General features: G+C 72.5%; 19 protein-coding genes. 6 read left to right on the forward strand and 13 right to left on the reverse strand.

The genetic code is table 11. The annotated features are described in order from the left end of the window. The 5 genes from araA to topA form a co-directional block, all read right to left on the reverse strand. On the reverse strand, positions 1-1225 hold a 1225-nt coding region (gene araA / locus Q0L15_RS20120; RefSeq protein ID WP_296606409.1), incomplete at its 3' end, for an L-arabinose isomerase. Continuing rightward, positions 1222-1950: an L-ribulose-5-phosphate 4-epimerase gene (locus Q0L15_RS20125; protein WP_296606411.1), complete on the reverse strand. Its 729-nt coding sequence runs from the start codon at positions 1948-1950 to the stop codon at positions 1222-1224. The genes araA and Q0L15_RS20125, both read right to left, overlap by 4 nt. Next, entirely contained in the window at positions 1947-3596 is a 1650-nt protein-coding gene (gene araB / locus Q0L15_RS20130; RefSeq protein ID WP_296606412.1) for a ribulokinase, read from the reverse strand. Before araB ends, Q0L15_RS20125 begins: the two co-directional genes overlap by 4 nt. A gap of 325 nt (positions 3597-3921) precedes the next feature. Next, positions 3922-4950, reverse strand: coding sequence for a LacI family DNA-binding transcriptional regulator (locus Q0L15_RS20135; RefSeq protein WP_296606414.1), 1029 nt, complete (start codon positions 4948-4950; stop codon positions 3922-3924). 36 nt (positions 4951-4986) lie between these two features. Further along, a complete protein-coding gene (topA, locus tag Q0L15_RS20140; protein WP_296606416.1) occupies positions 4987-7704 on the reverse strand; it encodes a type I DNA topoisomerase in 2718 nt (905 codons plus the stop codon). A 197-nt stretch (positions 7705-7901) separates the two neighbouring features. Between topA and Q0L15_RS20145 the strand changes: the two genes are divergently transcribed. From Q0L15_RS20145 to Q0L15_RS20155, 3 genes are all read left to right on the forward strand, one after another. Beyond that, positions 7902-8438 (forward strand): sigma-70 family RNA polymerase sigma factor, encoded by a 537-nt coding sequence (locus tag Q0L15_RS20145; protein WP_296606417.1) that lies wholly within the window; start codon positions 7902-7904, stop codon positions 8436-8438. Between the two features lie 2 nt (positions 8439-8440). After that, the gene (locus Q0L15_RS20150) at positions 8441-9172 is read left to right on the forward strand and encodes a hypothetical protein (RefSeq protein ID WP_296606419.1); all 732 of its coding nucleotides are present in this window, start codon (positions 8441-8443) and stop codon (positions 9170-9172) included. A 76-nt stretch (positions 9173-9248) separates the two neighbouring features. Continuing rightward, positions 9249-10025, forward strand: a complete 777-nt coding sequence (locus tag Q0L15_RS20155) for a hypothetical protein (protein ID WP_296606420.1) — start codon at positions 9249-9251, stop codon at positions 10023-10025. 15 nt (positions 10026-10040) lie between these two features. On the opposite strand, the gene Q0L15_RS20160 is transcribed toward Q0L15_RS20155, so the two are convergent. After that, positions 10041-11501 carry a methyltransferase gene (locus Q0L15_RS20160; RefSeq protein ID WP_296606423.1) on the reverse strand — a complete coding sequence of 487 codons (1461 nt, stop codon included), beginning with the start codon at positions 11499-11501 and terminating at the stop codon, positions 10041-10043. 185 nt (positions 11502-11686) lie between these two features. On the opposite strand from Q0L15_RS20160, the gene Q0L15_RS20165 reads away from it, so the two are divergent. Continuing rightward, on the forward strand, positions 11687-13054 hold the full coding sequence (locus tag Q0L15_RS20165) for an Ig-like domain repeat protein (protein WP_296606425.1): 1368 nt from the start codon (positions 11687-11689) through the stop codon (positions 13052-13054). A 62-nt stretch (positions 13055-13116) separates the two neighbouring features. On the opposite strand, the gene Q0L15_RS20170 is transcribed toward Q0L15_RS20165, so the two are convergent. Both Q0L15_RS20170 and Q0L15_RS20175 read right to left on the reverse strand, forming a co-directional pair. After that, positions 13117-15495 carry a sodium-translocating pyrophosphatase gene (locus tag Q0L15_RS20170; protein ID WP_296606426.1) on the reverse strand — a complete coding sequence of 793 codons (2379 nt, stop codon included), beginning with the start codon at positions 15493-15495 and terminating at the stop codon, positions 13117-13119. 284 nt (positions 15496-15779) lie between these two features. Beyond that, positions 15780-16118, reverse strand: a complete 339-nt coding sequence (locus Q0L15_RS20175) for an anti-sigma factor antagonist (RefSeq protein WP_296606428.1) — start codon at positions 16116-16118, stop codon at positions 15780-15782. 288 nt (positions 16119-16406) lie between these two features. Here Q0L15_RS20175 and Q0L15_RS20180 point away from each other — a divergent pair, with 288 nt between their 5' ends. Both Q0L15_RS20180 and Q0L15_RS20185 read left to right on the forward strand, forming a co-directional pair. Continuing rightward, positions 16407-18728, forward strand: a complete 2322-nt coding sequence (locus Q0L15_RS20180; RefSeq protein WP_296606429.1) for a DEAD/DEAH box helicase — start codon at positions 16407-16409, stop codon at positions 18726-18728. A 72-nt stretch (positions 18729-18800) separates the two neighbouring features. Further along, positions 18801-19109: a hypothetical protein gene (locus Q0L15_RS20185; protein WP_296606430.1), complete on the forward strand. Its 309-nt coding sequence runs from the start codon at positions 18801-18803 to the stop codon at positions 19107-19109. A gap of 23 nt (positions 19110-19132) precedes the next feature. Here Q0L15_RS20185 and Q0L15_RS20190 read toward each other — a convergent pair whose 3' ends face one another. The 5 genes from Q0L15_RS20190 to Q0L15_RS20210 form a co-directional block, all read right to left on the reverse strand. Further along, positions 19133-19498, reverse strand: coding sequence for an Rv3654c family TadE-like protein (locus Q0L15_RS20190; RefSeq protein ID WP_296606432.1), 366 nt, complete (start codon positions 19496-19498; stop codon positions 19133-19135). Next, the gene (locus Q0L15_RS20195) at positions 19488-19901 is read right to left on the reverse strand and encodes a TadE family type IV pilus minor pilin (RefSeq protein ID WP_296606434.1); all 414 of its coding nucleotides are present in this window, start codon (positions 19899-19901) and stop codon (positions 19488-19490) included. Before Q0L15_RS20195 ends, Q0L15_RS20190 begins: the two co-directional genes overlap by 11 nt. Then, positions 19898-20083 (reverse strand): DUF4244 domain-containing protein, encoded by a 186-nt coding sequence (locus Q0L15_RS20200; RefSeq protein WP_296606435.1) that lies wholly within the window; start codon positions 20081-20083, stop codon positions 19898-19900. The genes Q0L15_RS20195 and Q0L15_RS20200 overlap by 4 nt, the downstream gene beginning before the upstream one ends. 152 nt (positions 20084-20235) lie before the next feature. After that, entirely contained in the window at positions 20236-20946 is a 711-nt protein-coding gene (locus Q0L15_RS20205) for a type II secretion system F family protein (protein ID WP_296606437.1), read from the reverse strand. Then, positions 20943-21454, reverse strand: a 512-nt coding sequence (locus Q0L15_RS20210; protein WP_296606439.1) for a type II secretion system F family protein, incomplete at its 5' end; no start/stop codon positions are given. The genes Q0L15_RS20210 and Q0L15_RS20205, both read right to left, overlap by 4 nt.

The raw sequence follows: 21454 nt of genomic DNA on the forward strand, positions 1-21454 counted from the left end.
CGTTCGCGACGAAGCGGAACCGGTCGCCGAGGTCGGCGGTGCCGAGCACGACGCCGGCTCCGGGGGCGGCGTCGAACACCAGGCGGACCGGGTCCTCCCGCCCCCCGATGCCGAGCGGGTGGATCTCGAGCGAGGGCCGGGCCGCGGCGATCGTCGGGCAGACCTCGAGCATGTGCGCGCCGAGGATCAGCTCCTCGCCGGGCACGAGGTGGTAGGTGTAGTCCTCCATGAACGACGTGCCGCCGGGCAGCCCGTCGGCGACGACCTTGAGGGTCCGCAGCATGGTGGCGGTCTTCCAGTCGCCCTCGCCACCGAAGCCGTAGCCCTCGGCCATCAGCCGCTGCACGGCGAGACCGGGCAGCTGCCGGAGCCCGCCGAGGTCCTCGAAGTTCGAGGTGAAGGCGGTGAACCCGCCCTCGGTGAGGAACGCGCGCAGTCCCAGCTCGATGCGTGCGCCGTAGCGCAACGACTCGTGCCGCTCACCCGTGGGCAGCAGCTCGGCCGCCACGTCGTAGCTGTCGGCGTACTCCTGGCAGAGCCGGTCGATGTCGGCGTCGGCGACCTGGTCGACGACGGCGACGAGGTCGTTGACCCCCCAGGTGTTGACCGCGACGCCGAAGCGACGCTCGGCCTCGACCTTGTCGCCCTCGGTGACCGCGACGTTGCGCATGTTGTCGCCGAAGCGGGCCAGGCGCATCCCGGCCAGGGCGTGGCGGCCGAGCGCGGCACGCGCCCAGACACCGACCCGGCGGGCGACCTCGGGGTCCTCGACGTGACCGGTGACGGTCTTGCGCGCCACGCCCATGCGGGTCTGGACCGCCGCGAACTCCCGGTCGCCGTGGGCGGCCTGGTTGAGGTTCATGAAGTCCATGTCGATCTCGGCCCAGGGCAGCGCCTGGTTGGCCTGCGTGTGCAGGTGCAGCAGGGGCTTGCGCAGGGCGTCGAGGCCGGTGATCCACATCTTCGCCGGGCTGAACGTGTGCATCCAGGCGATGACGCCGACGCACGTGTCGGTCGCGGTCGCGTCGAGCAGCGCCCTGCGGATCGAGTCCGTCTCGGTGAGGACCGGCTTGGTCACGACCCGCACCGGAACGTGCGGCGATGCGTCGAGCGAGGCGGCGATCTGCGCCGCGTGGTCGGCGACCTGGTCGATGACCTCCGGCCCGTAGAGGTGCTGGCTCCCGGTGAGGAACCAGATCTCGAGGTCCTGCGTCTGCTGTGTCACGCGACTCCTCCGGTCTGCTGTTGGGTCTGGCCGTACACGTTCTGGTAGCGGTCGTAGAGCGCGTCGACGTGCTGCTGCGCGATCGGGATCGGCTCCCCGAGCTGACGCGCGATGTGGACGGTGCGGGCGACGTCCTCGACCATCACCGCCGCCTTGACGGCCGCCCGGGCGTCACGGCCGACGGTGAACGGCCCGTGGTTCTGCATCAAGACGGCGGGCGAGCGGCTCCCGCGCAGCGTCTCGACGATGCCGCGACCGATCGAGTCGTCGCCGATCAGCGCGAAGGGCCCGATCGGGATCTCGCCGCCGAACTCATCAGCGCCCATCGTCAGCACGCACGGGACCGGTTCCCCCCGGGCCGCCCAGGCGGTGGCGTAGGTCGAGTGGGTGTGCACGACGCCGCCGACCTCGGGCATGTGGCGGTAGACGTAGGCGTGGGCCGCGGTGTCCGAGCTCGGCTGGCGGGTCCCCTCGACGAGGTTGCCGTCGAGGTCGCAGACCACCATCGCGTCGGCGTCGAGCTCGTCGTAGTCGACCCCGGACGGCTTGATGACGAACAGGTCGGCACCCGGCACCCGGCCCGAGACGTTGCCGGCCGTCCAGATCACCAGCTGGTAGCGGGTGAGCTGGGCGTGCAGCGCGGCGACCTCGGCGCGCAGCCGGGTGACCGCGTCGCGGTGCTCGGCGGGGACGGCGCCGGCCTGGGGGCTCGTCCGGGCGGTCACGCCGCACCTCCCGCGTGGGCCGCGCGCCGGATCGAGCGGAGCCGGCGCATGACCTCGTTGCCGCCTCGACCGAAGTAGTCGTGGAGCGTGCGGTACTCCGCGTAGACCGCGTCGTACGCCGCGGCGCGCTCGGGGTCGGGCAGGTGGGCGTCGCGCTGGATGCCGCCCATGGCGGCGGACGCGGCGTGGATGTCGGGGTAGGCCCCGGCGGCCACCGCCGCGTGGATCGCCGACCCGAGGGCGGGACCCTGGGCCGAGGTGATCACCGAGATCGGCATGTTGAGCACGTCGGCGTAGACCTGCATCAGGAACTCGTTCTTCAGCAGACCTCCCGCCGCGACGAACTCCCGCACCGGGACACCGGAGGCGTTGAACGTCTCGACGATCGTGCGGGTGCCGAACGCGGTGGCCTCGATCAGGGCCCGGTAGATGTCCTCCGGTCGGGTGGTGAGGGTGAGTCCGAGGACCAGCCCGCTCAGCTCGTGGTCCACGAGGACCGACCGGTTCCCGCTGTGCCAGTCGAGCGCCACCAGGCCGTGCTCGCCGACGGCCTGGGTGGCGGCCTTCTCGGTGAGCAGCTCGTGCACGCTCAGTCCGCGGTCGGCCGCCTCCTCGGCGTACGCCGCGGGCACCGCGTTGGTGACGAACCAGTTGAAGATGTCCCCGACACCGGACTGGCCGGCCTCGTAGCCCCACAGGCCCGGCGTGACGCCGCCGTCGACGACCCCGCACATGCCGGGGACCTCGCGCAGGACCTCGCCGTTCATGATGTGGCACGTCGAGGTGCCCATGATCGCGAGCATCTGGCCGGACTCGGTCGCCTGGGCGGCCGGCGCGGTCACGTGGGCGTCGACGTTGCCGACCGCGACCACGATGCCGGCGGGCAGCCCCGTCCAGGAGGCCGCCTCCTCGGAGAGTCGTCCCGCGGCCTCCCCCAGGTGGCCCGAGACCGGCTGGAGCTTGTCCTCGACGAAGCCACCGAAGTCCGGGTGCAGCTCGGTGAGGAAGTCACGGGTCGGGTACGTGCCGTCCTGGAAGATGCCCTTGTAGCCCGCGGTGCAGGCGTTGCGCACGTAGCGGCCGCACAACTGCCAGACGATCCAGTCGGCAGCCTCGACCCAGTGCTCGGTGGCGGCGTAGGTCTTCGGGGACTCCTCGAGGAGCTGGAGGCCCTTGGCGAACTCCCACTCCGAGGAGATCAGACCGCCGTAGCGCGGGAGCCAGGCCTCGCCGCGCTTGGCGGCCAGGTCGTTGATCCGGTCGGCCTGCGGCTGGGCCGCGTGGTGCTTCCACAGCTTGACGTAGGCGTGCGGGTCGGAGGCGAAACCCTCGACCTCGTTGAGCGGCGTCCCGTCGGCGGTGGTCGGCACCATGGTGCAGGCGGTGAAGTCGGTGCCGATGCCGATGACCCGGGCCGGGTCGACGCCGGCCATCTCGAGAGCCGCGGGCACGGCGATGCGCAGCACGTCGACGTAGTCGGAGGGGACCTGCAGGGCCCAGTCGGGGCCGAGCGGCGTGCCGTCGGGCAGCTCGCGGTCCATGACGCCGTGGGTGTACTCGTGGGTCGCGGAGCCGATCTCGACGCCGTCCTCGACGCGTACGACGACCGCCCGGCCCGAGAGCGTGCCGTAGTCGACGCCGATCACGAAGCGCGAGCCGGAGCCCCGAGAAGACCTCTGCGCAGAGCCCTGGGCAACCACTGTGCACCTCCTGTGACGACAGTCATAAGTGAGCGTTCACACGAGTGTGAGCGTTCACTTAGAGGTCGTCAAGAGACTCGCCTGAAATCGGGACATAGGGTCCCGCGGCCGGGACGTAGGTCCAGTCACGACCAGGTCACGGAGCCGACAGAGGCCGCGGGCGCGGACCCCGATCCGCGCGTGCGCCGGCGGTTTTCGGACACGCGCCGCGATGGGAGCGCTCCCGACGCCGGCCACGGCCGCGGACGGTCGCGCGGGATCGATGGGGCACTCAGGGAGTGCTGACGCGCGGAGCGGCCGTCGAGGACCGCACGACCAGCGAGGTCGGGACGAGCTCCGCGGTGGGCGCCTTCTCGCCGCCCAGCACCCGCTCGAGCAGCGCCATTGTCCGACGTCCGAGCTCGCCGAAGTCCTGCTGCACCGAGGTCAGCGGGGGGTCGATGAACGACGACTCGGGCAGGTCGTCGAACCCGACGACGGAGACGTCGTCGGGCACCCGACGTCCGGCCTCGCGCAGGGCCGCGATGACGCCGAGCGCCATCTGGTCGTTGGCGGCGAAGATCGCCGTCACGTCGGGGTCGCGGGCCAGGGAGACCCCCGCCTCGTAGCCGCTCTGCGCACTCCAGTCCCCGCCCCAGCGCAGGGGCGGGACCTCGCGTCCCCATGCCTCGAGCTCGAGCCGCCAGCCCTCGACGCGCGCCGAGGCCTCGGCCCAGCCCGGGGGGCCGGCGACGTGCACGACCGTGCGGTGACCGAGCTCGAGCAGGTGCCGGGTCGCGATCTGGCCGCCCTGGACGTTGTCGATCCCGACCGTCAACGGCATCCGCGACAGGTCGCCCTCGACGACGACGGTCGGCAGGCCGAGGTCGGCCTCGCGGGCGAACCGGAGCATCGAGTCGTGCGGGATGATGAGCACCACCGCCTCGACGCCGAGCTGCAACAGCTCCTCCACCGCCTCCTTGGTGTCCTCCGCGGTCAGCGCGTGCAGGGTGCTCACCGTGATGCGGTACTCCGTGCGGCGAGCGGCGGCGTCCAGCGCCAGCAACACCTGCTGCGGTCCGTGGTGGCTGGTCCCCCAGGTGGCGACCCCGATGAGACGCGAGTGGGTCGAGGCGAGCATCCGCGCCGACCGGTTGGGGCGGTAGCCGAGGTCGGCGATCGCAGCCCGCACCCGCGAGGCCGTGTCCGGTCGCACGCTCGGGGAGTTGTTGATCACCCGCGAGACGGTCTGGTGGGACACGCCGGCCCGCTCGGCGACGTCGGCCATCGTGGGATGGCGCTTCTGCGACCGGACCGGCATGGTCGAAGGTTATCGGCCGACGTGCGTCGGCCGGTGTCAGGATCGCTTGGCGGCGGCCTTCTTCGTCGTCGTCTTCGTGGCGGCGGCCTTCTTCGTCGTGGCCTTCTTGGCCGTCGTCTTCTTCGTGGCGGCCTTCTTCGCGCCCTTCTTGGCGGCCTTCTTGGCCGGGCCCTTGGCGCGCCGCTCGGCGAGCAGCTCGGCCGCCCGCTCGATCGTGATCGACTCCACGGAGTCCTCCTTGCGGAGCGTGGCGTTGTACTCGCCGTCCGTGACGTACTCACCGAACCGACCGGCCTTGACGACCACGGGCTGGCCCGAGACCGGGTCGTTGCCGAGCTCCTTGAGGGGCGCGGCCGCCGCGGCGCGCCCGCGCTGCTTGGGCTGGGCGTAGATGCGCAGCGCCTCGTCGAGACCGATCGTGAGCAGCTGGTCCTCGGAGGTCAGCGACCGGGAGTCGGTGCCCTTCTTGAGGTACGGGCCGTAGCGGCCGTTCTGGGCGGTGATCTCCTCGCCGTCCTCGGCGACGCCGACCACGCGCGGCAGCGACAGGAGCTTGACCGCGTCGTCGAGCGTCACGGTGTCCAGCGACATCGACTTGAACAGCGAGCCCGTGCGCGGCTTGGCGGACTTCGGCGCGTCCTCGGGGAGCACCTCGGTGACGTAGGGCCCGTACCGCCCGTTCTTGGCGACGACCTCGAGTCCGGACTCGGGGTGCACGCCCAGCCGGATCTCCTCGCCCGCCGGGTTGGCGAGCAGCTCCTTGGCCCGGTCGATGGTCAGCTCGTCGGGCGGGAGGTCGTCGGGCACGTTCGCCCGGCGGGCGAACGGCGTGCCGTCGTCGTCGGGGCCCTCGAGGTAGGGGCCGTAGCGGCCGACCCGCAGGTGGATGCCGGAGTCGGCACCACCGACGGGGAACGTCGCCAGCTCGCGGGCATCGATGTCCCCGAGCCCGTCGACGAGCGGCTTGAGCCCCACGACGGACTCGGACCCGAAGTAGAACTCACCGAGCTCGGACTCCAGGTCCTTGCGACCGCCGGCGATCTCGTCGAGCACGTCCTCCATGCTGGCGGTGAACTCGTAGGAGACCTGGCGGGGGAAGTGCTCCTCCAGCAGCCGGGTCACCGAGAACGCGAGCCACGCCGGCACCAGCGCGGTGCCCTTCTTGTAGACGTAGCCGCGGTTGAGGATGGTGCCGATGATCGAGGCGTACGTCGAGGGGCGGCCGATCTCGCGGTCCTCGAGCTCCTTGATCAGCGTGGCCTCGGTGTAGCGGGCCGGCGGCTTGGTCTCGTGGCCGTTGGCGGCCAGCGAGGCGGCGGCCACCCGGTCACCGTCGTGGAGGTCGGGCAGCGGGACCTGGTCGTCGTCACTGCGCTTACCCCCCTCGGTGCCCTCGACGTAGGCCTTGAGGAACCCGTGGAACGTGATCACGCGACCCGACGACGAGAAGACCACGTCGCGACCGTCGGCGGCCGCGCCGCCGATGCGCATCGAGACCGACTGTCCGACGGCGTCCTTCATCTGCGAGGCGACCGTGCGCATCCAGATCAGCTCGTAGAGGCGGAACTGGTCACCGCTCAGGCCCGTCTGGGCCGGTGTGCGGAAGGAGTCACCGGCCGGCCGGATCGCCTCGTGCGCCTCCTGGGCGTTCTTGACCTTGCTCGTGTACGTCCGCGGCGTGTCGGGGAGGTACTCCGCGCCGTACAGCTCACGGACCTGGGTGCGCGCTGCCTCGACCGCGCCGCCCGAGAGCGTGGTCGAGTCGGTGCGCATGTAGGTGATGAAGCCATTCTCGTAGAGCCGCTGGGCGACCGACATCGTCACCGAGGCGCTCATGCCGAGCTTGCGGCTGGCCTCCTGCTGCAGCGTGGTCGTGCGGAACGGCGCGTACGGCGAGCGTCGGTAGGGCTTGGCCTCCACGGAGCGCACGTCGAACGAGGTGTCGCTCAGCGCCGCGACCAGTCCTTCGGCGGCCGCGCGGTCCAGGTGGACGCGCTCGCCCTTCGTGCTCTTGAGCAGGCCGTCGGCCCCGAAGTCCGACCCGCCGGCGACGCGGGCGCCGTCGATCGAGTGCAGCTTGCCCGGGAACATCCGGGGCTCCTTGTCCGCCCCGGCGTCGAAGGTGCCCTCGAGGTCCCAGTACGACGCCACGCGGAACGCCATCCGCTCGCGCTCGCGGTCGACCACCAGGCGGGTGGCCACCGACTGGACCCGTCCCGCGGAGAGGCCGGACATGACCTTCTTCCACAGCACCGGGCTGACCTCGTAGCCGTAGAGCCGGTCGAGGATGCGCCGCGCCTCCTGCGCCTCCACGAGGTCCATGTCCAGCTCGCGGGGGTGCTCGGCCGCGTCGAGGATCGCCTGCTTGGTGATCTCGTGGAAGACCATCCGCTTGACCGGGATGTCCTTCTTCGGCTTCAGCTCGTCGAGCAGGTGCCACGCGATGGCCTCGCCCTCGCGGTCCTCATCGGTGGCGAGGTAGAGCTCGTCGGCGTCCTTGAGGAGGGTCTTGAGCTTGGAGATGTGCGACTTCTTGTCGCGCGGCACCACGTAGTAGGGCTCGAAGCCGTTGTCGACGTCGACGGCGAGCCGCCCCCACGGCTTGTCCTTGATCTTGGCGGGGGTGTCCGCGGCGCTCTGTGGGAGGTCACGGATGTGGCCGATGGAGGACTCGACGACGTACCCCTGGCCGAGGTACCCGCCGATCGTGCGGGCCTTCGCCGGGGACTCGACGATCACCAACTTGTGTGCCACGGGGTGGTTCTCCTGCTTCCTGCGGACGAGGTGAGACCCGTACAGAAGGGCTCACGGCCGAACACGGTAGCGCGTGCTCCCTCCCGAGCCGTGCGGTGCACCGTGCAGATCACCCCGCTGCAGCCTCAACGTTCCGCCCGATCCCGTCGTCAAGGGACAGTAGGTGAGAGGACCGTCGACCCGGCTCGGAGGCCAGCGTGACAGAGGACGTGGACCATGGCACGGGCCATGACGTGGACCGGGACTTCGCGGACTTCGTGGCCGTGCAGACGAGGCCCTTGCTGGGCTTCGCGCACGCGCTGACGGCCAACCCGCACGACGCGTGGGACCTGACCCAGGAGACGCTGGCCCGGATGGGCGAGCGCTGGGGCCGCTCACAGGTCGAGCAGCCCGCGGCGTACGCCCGCACCGTGATGGTGCGGCTCAACATCGACCGGATCCGGCGGCTGCGCCGCGAGCTGCCGCTGATGGTGACGCCCGCCGAGGAGGCGCCCGTCGAGGTCGTCGGCGAGCTCGACGCCTGGCTCGTCGAGGCGCTGGCCAACCTCACCCCGCGACAGCGCACCGCCCTGGCGCTGCGGTACGTCGAGGACCTCGACGTGCGTGGCATCGCGGCGCGGATGGGCTGCTCGGAAGGCACCGTCAAGAGCCAGCTGTCCCGCGGGACCGAGCGGCTCCGGGAGCACGCGCGCGAGCACGGCCCGCTGCGCACCACGGCGACACGAGAGGACTGACCATGACCGAGCAGATGACCGAGCAGCAGATCAAGGACGGCTACGCGCGTCTGGGCGAGGCGCTGGCCCCGCCGACGGACGTCGCCGAGCGCGTCCACCGCCGCGTGGGCGTACGCCGGCGGCGGCGTCGCGCCGGCGTCGTCGCAGGCACCCTGGCGGCCGTGGTCGCGGCGGGAGGCGGGGTCGTGGCGGCCACGTCCGGTGACGACGGGCCCGGCGACACCGTGGCCGTCGACCAGCCGCACGGTCCCGTGAGCACGCTGGCGATGACCCGGCCCGACGGGTCGACGTACGGCTTCTCGGACGTGACGGTCAGCTGCGACCCGCCGAGGACCGTGGACGGCCAGCGGGCCGGCGACCCGGCACCCGGCCGGATCTGGGCGTACAGCCCGATCGAACCGAACGGGTCGGTCGAGAGCGACGACACCACGATCACGCACCCGTTCGTCTACGTGGAGGGCCGGGTCACGCAACTGCAGGACGCCCCCACCTTCACCTTCCCGCTGGAGCCGTCGCAGGCGAGCGACCAGCTGCCGATCCTGCTGTTCGTGGCCGACACGGAGGGCGCCGAGGACGGCAACGAGGTCTCCACCGACGCGGGTCGCCCGGCCGGGACGGTCCGAGTGCTCGAGGCGAGCTGCGACCCCGTCCCCGTGCTGCGGCTCGAGGTGGACGCGACCCTGGGCAGCGAGGAGGGCAAGCAGTCCCTCGATCTCGCGGGAGCGCTCGACTGACGCCTGTGGATGACGCCCTCCGACGGGGGGTGGACCGTGCCAGCGTGGTCGGCCCACCCCCTGAACGGAGGTCTCCGTGTCCCCTGACGAGTTCCCTTTCGACAACGACGACCGCTGGGCCTACGCCCCTGCGGTGCCCGAGCGGGTCACCCACCTGGTCTTCGTCGACGGTCGCCTGGTCGACGCCTGGCGCGAGCCGGCGATCGGCACCGAGTGGGAGGCGGTCGCCCTGCGCCACGACCGCGAGGCGCGGCCTCCCGAGCCGCCGCAGCCGGCCCCGCACGTGCGGGTGTCGCAGTGGCTCGCGGCGGTGTGCGGCGGCGTCGCTGCCGTCGACGCACTCACCGACGAGCCGCTGGACGACGACCGCATCGACCTGCCCACCGAGTACCCCCACCCCGCCGACCGCGAGCGCGTCGAGGCGACCGCCGACCTCCTCGACGCGGTCGCGGAGCGGTGCTTCGACGCCGAGACGTCCTACGCCTTCCGGCACGCCCTGCTGGCCCTGTGGGCCGAGGATCCCGACGTCGTCACCCGCGCCACGAGCGCGGCGCACGTCGCCGCCGGTATCTGCTGGGCGGTCGGGAAGGCCAACGGGCTCTTCAGCCCCGCCGGCGCGACGCGCGTCCGGGCCGTGCAGGACGCCCTCGCGCTCCGATCGCCCGCGTCGAGCCACGGGCGCACGGTCCGCACCGCCCTCATCGGGTTCCGCAGCACGATCGAGCCGTGGGGCCGTCCCGGCGGCGTCCCCGACCTGCTCGAGCTGGGCCGCTGTGACCTCCTGCTCGGCGTCACCCGGGCTCGCCTCATCCGGATCCGCGACCGGGCCCGCGCCGCGGCCGCAGCGGCGTGAGACCGGCCGGCGAGGTCAGGCCAGCAGGAACCCCTCGGCCACCAAGGAGCGTGCGGCGGGCAGGTACTCCGTCACCGTCTGATCGGCGTCGAGGTCGAGCAGACGGGCGATGGCCTCGAGGATCTGCCCGACGCTCAGCTCGCCGTCGCACGCGCCCGCGAGCGCCGCCTCGACGGTGTCGACCTGCCGGGCGCGGCGCAGGCCGCGCTGCTGGCGCAGCACGACGGTCTCGGGGTCGGCTGCTCCGGGTGGCCCGCTGGTCTCCTGCACGACGTCCGCCCGCAGCCGCAGGTGGCTGTCGAGGTCGACCACCGCGTCGGTCGCCTCGGCCCACTCGAGGATCGCCGGGGCGATCGGCTGCTCGACGTCGTAGGGCCACGAGAGGAGCTCCCGCGCGCTCCCGCCGCTGCGGCGCAGGTTGATCCACCCGAAACCGACCGCCTCGATGCCTTGGTCCTCGAACCACGAGAGCCAGGTGTCGTAGCGCACCAGGTAGTCCGAGGACCCGTGCAGGCCGGCATCCTTGAGCCACAGCTCGACGTACGCCGCCGGGTCGACGAGCTCGCGCTGCACGACGAACGCGTCGCACCCCTCGGGCACCCAGCCCGCGATCCGCTCCTCCCAGGAGCCGGCGCGCGGCACCACCCAGTTCGCCAGGACCTGGCACCAGCCACCCTCGGCGAGGTGGCGCGGACCGTGCCGGACGATGTGCTCGACGACGCGGTCGCCGGGCAACCCCGAGTCGCGGTAGACCAGCCGCTCGCCGGTCGCCGGCGAGATCACGAACGGCGGGTTGGTCACGATCAGGTCGAAGGCCTCGTCGGCCACGGGCTCGAAGAACGAGCCGGCGCGGATGTCGACGGGGGTGCTCACGTCGTTGAGCTCGACGTTGAAGCGCGCGATCCGCAGCGCACGCTCGTTCACGTCGGTGGCGACGACCGAGCCGCTGTGGGCGGCGAGGTGGAGGGCCTGCACGCCGCAGCCCGTGCCGAGGTCGAGGGCGCGGCCCACGGGCTCGCGCAGGGCCAGCTGGGCCAGCGAGGTCGACGCGGAGCTGATGCCCAGCACGTGGTGGGGTCCCACCCGGCTGCTGCCGCCGTCGAGGCCGGGCGTGAGGTCGCTGACGACCCACAGGTGCTCCTCGTCGGTGGCGTAGGGCCGCACGTCGAGCCGGGCGGCGACCTCCCCGACGGTCTGCTCGAGGAAGCCCTCCGCCGCCAACCGGTCCACCAGGCCCGGGAGCGCGCGCTGGGCGGCTGCCAGCTCGACCGGCGCCTGCAGCAGGAAGAGCCGGATCAGGGTCTCCAACGGCCAGCCACCGCCGGTGCGGCGCAGGCCGGGGGTCGTCTCGTTGCGGGCCAGCGCGGCGTGTGCCTCAGGCCCGAGGACCTCTGCGACGGCGTCGTAGGTGAATCCGGTCATCACGAGGGCGGCCCGCAGCCGCTGGGGGAGCTCCGAGATCGAGGGAGCAGTCACGCTGCGAGCCTATGCCGTACCCCGTCATGGCCACCCCAGGTGGCGGTAGCCCGAATGGACTAGACGGGCGGCGCCGATCGGCCACCATCGACCAAGTTCCATGGCCTTCGGGACCTAGGTCCCTTTACATTCCGTCCACCAGCCCCGTTCGGGAGGGAAGGGGGCGCATGGGGAGGACACCTGTCATGCACAGATTCGGTCGCGCTCTCGGCGCACTGGTCACCACCACACTCATCTCCGCCGGGCTCGCGACGGCCGTGGCCGCGCCGGCGCAGGCAGAGTCCGCCGACGAGTCCGCCAGCCCGCAGGGGATCATCGACCTTCCGTGCGTGCCCCTTCCTGGCCTGCCGTGTCCGCAACTACCGGACCTGCCCGGACTGCCGGACCTGCCTGGACTACCTGGGCTCCCCCAGCCCGACCAGCTCCCGCAGCTCACGGGCGTGCCGGTCGTCGGGGAGCTCCTGACGCTCACGCAGCCGGTGTGGAACGCCCTGCCCGGCGAGCTGTTGAGCAGCGACGTCACCTGGCTGTGCGACGGCACCCCGATCCCCGGGACCGAGAACGTGTGGACCTTCGTGCCGACCGAGGCGCAGGCCGGGTGCCTGATGACCGCACAGGTGGTCACGACCGTGCTCGGCTTCCTGCCGCTGACGATGGTCACCGACGCCCTGGCGGTCGCGGGCATCGGCGAGACGGCGGTGACGGCCGACGGCGCACCCACCATCAAGGCCGACAAGGGCGCCAAGACCGGCACCACCCTGTCGGTGAGCATGGCGGCGTCCTGGAAGCAGGAGGGCGTGGCGACCACCTACCAGTGGCTGCGCAACGGGCAGCCGATCGAGGGCAAGAAGGGCACCCAGTACCTCCTCACCAAGGAGGACGTCGACCAGTCGATCTCGGCGCGTGCCGTCGGCACGAAGGACGGGATGACCGACGGGGTCTCGACGAGCAACGCGATCAAGGGCGTGATCGGCGATGCGCTCGTCGCGACGCGGCAGCCCGTGATCACCGGTACGCCGGCACCGGGCCAGACGCTGGGCGTCGACCCCGGCACCTGGGGCACGGGTGAGACACCCACGTTCACCTACCAGTGGCGCCGGGACACCTCGGACGTCGCGGGCGCGACCGGCGCGACCTACGCGGTGACCTCGACCGACGTCGGCCACACCCTGACGGTGGTCGTCACCGCGACCCGCGCCGGCTACCTGCCCGGCTCGTACCGCACCGCCGGCGCGACGGTCAGCGCCGCCAAGGCTCGCTCCGTGCTCACGGCGACGCTGTCGAAGAAGGTCATCAAGAAGGGCCAGAAGGCCACGCTGACCATGGTGCTCACCGCGGCCGGCGTCTCCGCGCCGAGCGGCGCGGTGACCGTCATGGACGGCCGCAAGGTCCTCAAGCGGATCTCGCTCAAGGCCGGCAAGGCGACGCTGCGGCTGACGAAGCTCAAGCCCGGCGTGCACAAGCTCAAGGCCGTCTACGCCGGCTCGGACACCGTGCTCGGAGCCACCTCGAAGGTCGTCAAGCTGACGGTCAAGAAGGCCAAGAAGAAGTAGTCACCCGAAATGACGTTGACCCGCCCGAAAGTTTCGGGCGGGTCAACGTCATTTGGTGGTGCTCAGTGGTGGCCGGGCGCCTGGAACTGCTGGGTCGGAGCCGGCTCGGCCGGCGGAGCCGACTGCACCGGCGGGGGCGGCGGCGGTGCCGGCGTGCCGGAGTCGTCGCCACTGTCGATGTGCACCGGGCGACGCTTGGACACGTAGACCGCCGCGACGATGCCGGCGAACGCGGCGAGCGCGATCACCATCCGCAGCGGGGTGTTGGCGTCCTCGCCGATGGAGAGCTTGACGACCGCGGCCACGATCAGCAGCGAGACCAGGTTCATCACCTTGAGCAGCGGGTTGATCGCAGGACCGGCGGTGTCCTTGAACGGGTCGCCCACCGTGTCACCGATGACGGTCGCGGCGTGTGCGTCCGAACCCTTGCCACCGTGGCTGCCGTCCTCGACGAGCTTCTTCGCGTTGTCCCAGGCGCCACCGGAGTTCGCCAGGAAGACCGCCATCAGCGTGCCGGTCGCGATGGCACCGGCGAGGAAGCCCGCGAGCGGACCCACGCCGAGGCCGAAGCCCACGGCGATCGGGGCCAGGATCGCGAGCAGACCGGGCGTCGCGAGCTCGCGCAGCGAGTCCCGGGTGACGATGTCGACGACCTTGCCGTACTCCGGGCGACCGGTGCCCTCCATGATCCCGGGGATCTCGCGGAACTGGCGGCGCACCTCGTAGACGACGGCGCCGGCGGCTCGGCCGACAGCGTTGATGGCCAGGCCCGAGAACAGGAACACCACGGCGGCACCGAGCAGCATGCCGACCAGGACGTTCGGGTAGGACGCGTCGAACGAGAACGCGAGCGCCGTGAGGTCGCCCGGCTCCTCGGTGAGACGCACCTCGGCGATCGCGTCCTTCAGCGCGTTGGTGTAGGAGCCGAACAGCGCGCTGGCCGCCAGCACGGCGGTCGCGATCGCGATGCCCTTGGTGATCGCCTTGGTGGTGTTGCCCACCGCGTCGAGCTCGGTGAGGATCTGCGCGCCGCGCTCGTCGACGTCCCCGGACATCTCGGCGATGCCCTGGGCGTTGTCGGAGACGGGACCGAAGGTGTCCATGGCCACGATCACGCCGACCGTCGTCAGCAGGCCGCAACCGGCCAGGGAGACCGCGAACAGCGCGACCGGGATGGAGCCGGCGCCGACGAGGAACGCGCCGAACACCGCAGCGCCGATCACGAGCGTGGTGTAGACGGCCGACTCGAACCCCACCGAGAGCCCGGACAGGATCACGGTCGCTGCGCCGGTGAGCGAGGTCTTGCCGACGTCCTTGACCGGACGGTGGTCGGTGCCGGTGAAGTAGCCCGTGAGTCCGAGGATGGCCGCGGCGAGGACGATGCCGATCGACACGGCGAGGGCGGCCACGATGCGCGGGCTGGCGTCCGCGTCCACCGTGGAGTTGGTGAGGTCGGCGAAGTCGCCGGGCAGGTAGACGAGCGCGAGCACGATGCTCGCGACCGCGCCGATCGCGGCTGAGATGTAGAACGCCCGGTTGATGGTCTTCAGGCCGTTCTCGCCCGGACGGGGCTTGCACAGGTAGACGCCGACGACGGCCGTGAGAGCACCGATGGCGGGGACGAGCAGCGGGAAGACGAGACCCTTGTCGCCGAAGGCCTGGGAGCCGAGGATCAGCGCGGCGACCAGCGTCACCGCGTAGGACTCGAACAGGTCGGCGGCCATGCCGGCGCAGTCGCCGACGTTGTCGCCGACGTTGTCGGCGATCGTCGCGGCGTTGCGCGGGTCGTCCTCGGGGATGTTGTTCTCGACCTTGCCGACCAGGTCGGCGCCGACGTCGGCCGCCTTGGTGAAGATGCCGCCGCCGACTCGCATGAACATGGCGAGGAGCGCGGCACCGAAGCCGAAGCCCTCGAGCACGTGCGGGGCGTCCTCCTGGAAGAGGATCACCACGAGGCTGGCGCCCAGCAGGCCCAGGCCGACGGTGAGCATGCCGACGGTGGCACCCGTGCGGAAGCCGATGTTCATGGCCGGGTCGCGGCCCTGCGTCTGCGCGGCCGCGGCGACCCGGAGGTTCGCCTTCACCGCGAGCGACATGCCGAGGTAGCCGACACTGGCCGAGAAGCCCGCCCCGACCAGGAAGAACACCGACCGGAAGATCCGGACGGTCATGTCGTCGGCGGGCAGCGCCATCAAGGCGAAGAACGCGACGACGGCGAAGATCGCCAGCGTGCGGAACTGCCTCTGCAGATACGCGTTCGCGCCTTCCTGCACCGCGTGGGCGATGTTCTTCATGTTGTCGGTGCCCTCACCGGCGGCAAGTACTTCCTGGCGGAACATCGCCGCCATCGCAAGCGCGCCCAGCGCGATCAGTGCGACGACGATGACCAGGACGAGATTGCCCCCGGAGACTTCCACGACAGCGGGAGCGATCCCCGTCATGTGCTTCCTCCTGGGAGAGTGATTCAGGTCTCACGGACGACGCGGAGTCTACGCACGAGCCGCCGGGGGGCACCGGGATGTGACCCGGGACACACGGCGAGGGCGCGCAGACACGCCGTACGGGATGGGTGTGGCGCTGACGCTAGCCCCGCCTCAGCACGGGGTCGTCGGGTCAAAGGACCCGAAAGGTTCGGGACCGTCGAGGACGTCACGGCGGCGTGCTCACGCCGTGCCTCCCGGCCTCGCCGGAGCCCGCTCCCGGACGGGAGACCTGACGCTCGGGGTCAGCTGCCGGCGAGCGCGGCGTCCGCTGTCTCGTGGATGACGAAGACCTTGGCGAGGCCGGTGATGCGGAAGATCTTGAGCAGGCGGTCCTGGTTGCAGACGAGCTGGAGGGAGCCGTCGTGGGCCCGGACCTTCTTCAGTCCGCCGACGAGGACGCCGAGGCCGGTCGAGTCCAAGAACTCGACCTCCTCCATGTCGATCACGATGTCGTAGACGCCCGCAGCCACCAGCTCGGTGATCTTGTCGCGGAGCTTGGGGGCGGTGTAGACGTCGATCTCGCCCCCGACGGCAACGATGGTCTTCCCACCGGCGTCGCGCGTCGTCAGAGTCAGGTCCACCTAATGTCTCCCCGGTGCGGTTGTTCGGTTGCCGGAGCAGTCGCGGCTAGGAACCCCGACATCCGGCCTGCACAATCAAACCACGCCCGCGCCTCGGCGCGCACACACTGGGCAGAGTTCGCCCCCGGCGCGGCCCGGACAGGGTACGCCCGCAAGCCGCCGGGACCAGCATGCACGGTCTCCGGTGGACCGTGTCGCCGGCCCGGACGGGTGTCGGTCGGTGCCGAGCGACGCCCAGACGGCAGGTCACGGCGCTGCACTGTCGGCGCCGTCGGGGAGGATGGAGACGTGAGAGCGGTGCTGGGCACCCACGCCCGCAGCGTGGGCGAGGTGGTCGAGCGGCTGGCGTCCGCCCCGGGGCGCGAGGACCGTCTGCGCCACCTCGAGGTCCTCCCCGCTCGGCCGGCTCGGCAGGCGGCGTGGCCCGACTGGGTGGCCGAGGACGTGGTCGCCGCCTTCCGAGCACGCGGCGTCGCCAGCCCCTGGATCCACCAGGCCGCGGCCGCCGACGCTGCGCACCACGGCCAGCACGTGGTGCTCGCCACCGGCACCGCCTCCGGCAAGAGCCTCGCCTACCAGCTCCCGGCGCTCTCGGCGATCCGCGGCACCCGCGGGCCGCGTGGCCAACGCGGGGCCACCGTGCTCTACCTAGCGCCCACCAAGGCGCTCGCCCAGGACCAGCTCGCCGGCCTGTCCGGGTTGGGTCTCGACGTCCGGGTGACCACCCACGACGGCGACAGCACGCGCGAGCAGCGCGACTGGGCACGCGACCACGCCGAGTACGTCTTGACCAACCCCGACATGCTGCACCGCTCCCTCCTGCCCGGTCACAGTCGGTGGGCATCGTTCCTCGGCTCCCTCCAGTACGTCGTCGTCGACGAGTGCCACCACTACCGTGGCGTCTTCGGCGCCCACGTCGCCCACGTGCTGCGCCGGCTGCGCCGGGTCTGCGCGCTCTACGGCGCCGACCCGATCTTCGTGCTCGCTTCCGCCACCGTCGCGGAGCCGGCCGTGGCCGCCCAGCGCCTGACCGGCCTCGACGTCCTGGCGGTGACCGGCGACGCCTCGCCTCGCGGCGAGGTGTCGCTGCTGCTGTGGGAGCCGCCCTTCACCTCCCATGCCGGCGAGAACGGCGCGCCGGTGCGCCGCGCGGCGTCCTCGGAGGCCGCCGACCTGCTCGCCGACCTGGTGGCCGAGGACGTCCGCACGCTCGCGTTCATCCGCTCTCGGCGTGGCGCCGAGCAGGTCGCCATGACCGCCGCCGAGCTGCTCGCCGAGGTCGACCCCACCCTGGCGGGCCGGGTGGCGTCCTACCGCGGGGGCTACCTGCCCGAGGAGCGTCGCGCGATCGAGCAGTCACTGCGCTCGGGGGAGCTCACCGGCCTCGCCGCCACCAACGCCCTCGAGCTCGGCATCGACATCAGCGGTCTGGACGCGGTCGTGGTCGCCGGCTTCCCGGGCACGCGGGCCGCCCTCTGGCAACAGGTCGGCCGCGCCGGTCGCGGCGCGCAGGACGCTCTCGGCATCCTCGTCGCGCGCGACGACCCGTTGGACACCTACCTCGTCACCCACCCGGACTCCCTGCTCGGCCGGCCCGTCGAGGCGACCGTCTTCGACCCGACCAACCCCTACGTCCTGGGGCCCCACCTGTGCGCGGCCGCCCACGAGGCCCCGCTCAGCGAGGCGGACCTCCCGCTGTTCGGACCCACCGCTCGCGAGGTCGTCGACGCCCTGACCGAGGGCGGCCTGCTGCGCCGTCGCCCCCGCGGCTGGTTCTGGACCGACCGCCGGCGGGCCAGCGACCTCGCCGACATCCGCTCGACCGGGGGGACGGCCGTGCAGCTGGTCGAGGCGGACACCGGCCGGGTGATCGGCACGGTGGACGCGTCGAGCGCCCACGCCACCGCCCACCCGGGTGCCGTCTACGTCCATCGGGGCGAGAGCTGGCTCGTGCACTCGCTCGACCTCGACGACCACGTCGCGGTCATCGAGCGGGCCGAGCCGGACTACTCGACCACCGCCCGGGAGACCACCGAGATCACGATCGTCCGCGAGCGCGAGCATGCCGCCTGGGGTCAGTGCCGACTGTCCTTCGGCGAGGTCGACGTGACCCACCAGGTCGTCTCGTTCCTCAAGCGACGCCAGCCGGGGGGCGACGTGCTCGGCGAGGAGCCGCTCGACCTGCCCGAGCGGTCGCTGCGCACGGCCGCCGTCTGGTGGACCGTGCCCGACGACGCGCTCGCCGAGGCCGGGCTCGCCGGCCGAGACCTCCCCGGGGCCGCCCACGCGGCCGAGCACTGCTCGATCGGCCTCCTCCCGCTCGTCGCCACCTGCGACCGGTGGGACATCGGTGGGGTCTCGACGGCCGTCCATCCCGACACCGGCCGGCTCACGGTGTTCGTCTACGACGGACATCCCGGAGGCGCGGGCTTCGCCGAGCGTGGCTTCCGGGCAGCCCGCGAGTGGCTCTCCGCGACTCGTGACACCATCCGGTCCTGCACGTGCGACGACGGCTGCCCCTCGTGCATCCAGTCACCCAAGTGCGGCAACCAGAACAACCCGCTGGACAAGGCCGGCGCCGTCGCGCTCCTCGACGTGCTGCTGGGATAGCCGGCTCCTGGACAGCCCGGGACCCGGCAGGGCGCGTTGTCTGCCGGCCCCGTCGTGTCTAGTGTCGCGGACATGGTGATCCTCGGCTTGCTGCTCATCGTGCTCGGCGCGGTCGCGATCGTGGCTGCCATCGGCACTGCCGAGGGCACCGGCGTCCAGCTGCTCGGCACCGACATCAGCCCCGTCGCCTTGTTCTTCATCGGACTCGGCGCCGGCGTGGCGATCCTGTGGGGGTTCGGGCTCACCAAGTGGGGCACCAAGCGCACCATCCGCCAGCGTCGCGAGAGCAAGAAGCTCAGCGAGCTGTCCGAGAAGCTCGAGGAACGCGAGGCCGAGCGTCGCGAGGAGCGGCGCGAGGAGGACGACGGCCGGTCGGTCTGACCCAGGCTGAGCTGAGGCTCGATTCACGCCGGTCCGGCGCGAGCCTGGGCCTCGAGGTCGCCCCGCTGGCCGAGCCAGCGCGGTCCGGTGACCTCGACGCGGACGACGGCGTCACGACCGACGACCTCACAGCTCGTGAGCCGAGCGCCGTTGGCGGCCGCGATGCCGGAGCCCGCCGTACACGGGTCGCGGCCGTGAGCGAGCGCGGTGGCCGCGGACAGCGCCGCGAGGTCGGCCGCCGACTGGGCCAGGCGGTGGGCGTGGACCATCGCCGCCACCACCCCGAGAGCCGCTCCGAGCACCATCAGCGCAGCCAGGCACGACACGGCGAACAGCGTCGCCGAGCCGCGCTCCCCCGGCGCCGCCTCCTCCCTCCGGTCACGGCACATCGGCAGGCTCCTCGACCGCGGCGACGGCCTCGGCGGTGACCGTCACGCCCGGGAGCCGCGCGAACAGACCTCCCGGGCCCGCCACCCGTCCCACGACGACGGCGGTCACCTGACCGCCGTCGTCGTGGACGCTGACACGGCTGCCGGCGGGCGCGACTCGCATCCCGCGCTCGACCGCCTGCGCGGGGCTGTCGCCCCGAGCGGCCGCTCGCGCGGCCTCGCGCGCTGCGTCCACGGCGCGGACCTGAGCGGTGCCGACCGCCAGCAGCCACACGAGGCCGATCGTCACCGCGACCAGCACGGGGAGAACCATCGCGAGCTCCGCGGTCGCGGCGCCGCGCTCGGAGGGCCCGGCCGGCTCGGCGGAGGAGCGGTCGGGCCGAGGCCGCCGGCTGTGGCTCATCCGATGCCCAGGAGCCCGAGGACGTGGTCGAACAACGTCTTGAGCAGCTTGTCGCCGAACCCGCCGGTGAGCAGCTTGAACAGTAGGCCGGCCAGGCCCGCGCCGGCGGCGGTGCCGACGGCGTACTCGGCGGTGGTGATGCCGCGCTGGTCGCGTCGGCGCGAGAGGTGCTGCAGGGACATGGTGGTCTCCGATCTCGGTCGCCCGATGCGACCGTCGGGGTCGACCCTGCGCGATCCGGGGGCCGCCGGCGACCGGCCTTCCTCGCCCCTGTGGACACCTCCCCTCGGGCTCGCGCGGTGGACGGCGAGCGGGCTGGGCAGGCGCGACGGGATCACAGCTCGAGCGACGTGAGCAGCGCGACGACGAGCGGGACGATCCCGATCAGCACGAACGCGGGCAGGAGGCACAGGCCCAGCGGCAGGGCCGCCTTGACCCCGACCGCTCGGGCCCGCTCCTCGGTGTCGGCCCGGGCGGACCGAGCCAGGTCGTCGGCCAGGCGCTCGACCGCAGCGACCACGGGAGCGCCCGAGGAGTGGGCGCGGGCGAGCGTGCGGCCGAGGCGGCCCAGCTGAGGATCGTCGGCGAGGCTCGACCACACCTCGGCCGGGTCGAGACCCAGCGCCAGGCGGGCGGCCACCCCGGCGAGCCGGTCGGCCGCCGGCCCGGGGAGAGCGGCGCACACGATCGTGATGCCCTCGCCGGGCGCGGCCCCGGCGCGCAGGGTGGCGGCGAACAGGTCGACGACGTGCGGGAGGTCGCGGCGCACGGCCTCGCGTCGCCGGCGCACGTCGGGAAGCTCGGCACGCCCGATGACGACCCAGGTCGCCACCGCGACGGCCAGGCCGGCCAGCAGCGCAGCCCGTCCTCCGACGAACACGGCGGCCCCGGAGCCGGCGAGCCCGCACCACACGAGACGGTGGCGGTGCAGCCACCCGTCGGAGGAGCTCGGCTCTGGATGCGGGCGAGCGGCGGGGAGCACGGGGCGGACGGGGACGAGGAGGGCGGCGGCGAGTGCGGCGGCCAGGATCGGGAGCCAGCTCACGCCGACTCCTCCGCCGCGGCCGCGATCGCCTCGATCCACCACAGTCCCGCGAGGCCGAACGCCAGCCCGCCGGCGAGGCACGCCAGACCGGCAGGCGCACCGAGCAGGAAACCCCACGGGTCGCCACCGGCGCCCGATCCCATGGCCAGGGCGAGCACCGGCAGGCCGGCCACGAGGCGGGCGGTCGCGCGGGCCGAGCCCAGCTCAGCGGTGACCAGCCGGCGAGTGGCCGCCCCCGCGCGCAACGACTCAGCCACCCGGTCGACCGCGAACGCCAGGCCCTGCCCGGTGCGATGTGCCACCTGCCAGGCGGCGGCCACGACCCGCAGGTCGCCCCCACCGGGCAGGTCCCGCGCGAGGGCGCGCAGCGTCGCCGGGACGTCCGCGCCGACCCGGAAGGCCTCGGCGACCGGCCCGAGGGGCGGCCACGAGACCGCCGCCCGGGCGAGCGCCTCCCCCGGCGGCCGGCCGGCCGCGAGCTCCCCGGCCAGCAGCTCGCACACCTCGA

The organism is Nocardioides sp. (genome assembly GCF_024509035.1).
Classification (GTDB): domain Bacteria; phylum Actinomycetota; class Actinomycetes; order Propionibacteriales; family Nocardioidaceae; genus Nocardioides.

Coding starts and splice junctions, on each gene's coding strand:
- Q0L15_RS20195 (WP_296606434.1), bottom strand. CDS start 19,901: ATGAGCCACAGCCGGCGGCCTCGGCCCGACCGCTCCTCCGCCGAGCCG.
- Q0L15_RS20200 (WP_296606435.1), bottom strand. CDS start 20,083: ATGTCCCTGCAGCACCTCTCGCGCCGACGCGACCAGCGCGGCATCACC.
- Q0L15_RS20185 (WP_296606430.1), top strand. CDS start 18,801: ATGGTGATCCTCGGCTTGCTGCTCATCGTGCTCGGCGCGGTCGCGATC.
- Q0L15_RS20135 (WP_296606414.1), bottom strand. CDS start 4,950: ATGCCGGTCCGGTCGCAGAAGCGCCATCCCACGATGGCCGACGTCGCC.
- Q0L15_RS20150 (WP_296606419.1), top strand. CDS start 8,441: ATGACCGAGCAGATGACCGAGCAGCAGATCAAGGACGGCTACGCGCGT.
- Q0L15_RS20165 (WP_296606425.1), top strand. CDS start 11,687: ATGCACAGATTCGGTCGCGCTCTCGGCGCACTGGTCACCACCACACTC.
- Q0L15_RS20170 (WP_296606426.1), bottom strand. CDS start 15,495: ATGACGGGGATCGCTCCCGCTGTCGTGGAAGTCTCCGGGGGCAATCTC.
- Q0L15_RS20190 (WP_296606432.1), bottom strand. CDS start 19,498: ATGTGCCGTGACCGGAGGGAGGAGGCGGCGCCGGGGGAGCGCGGCTCG.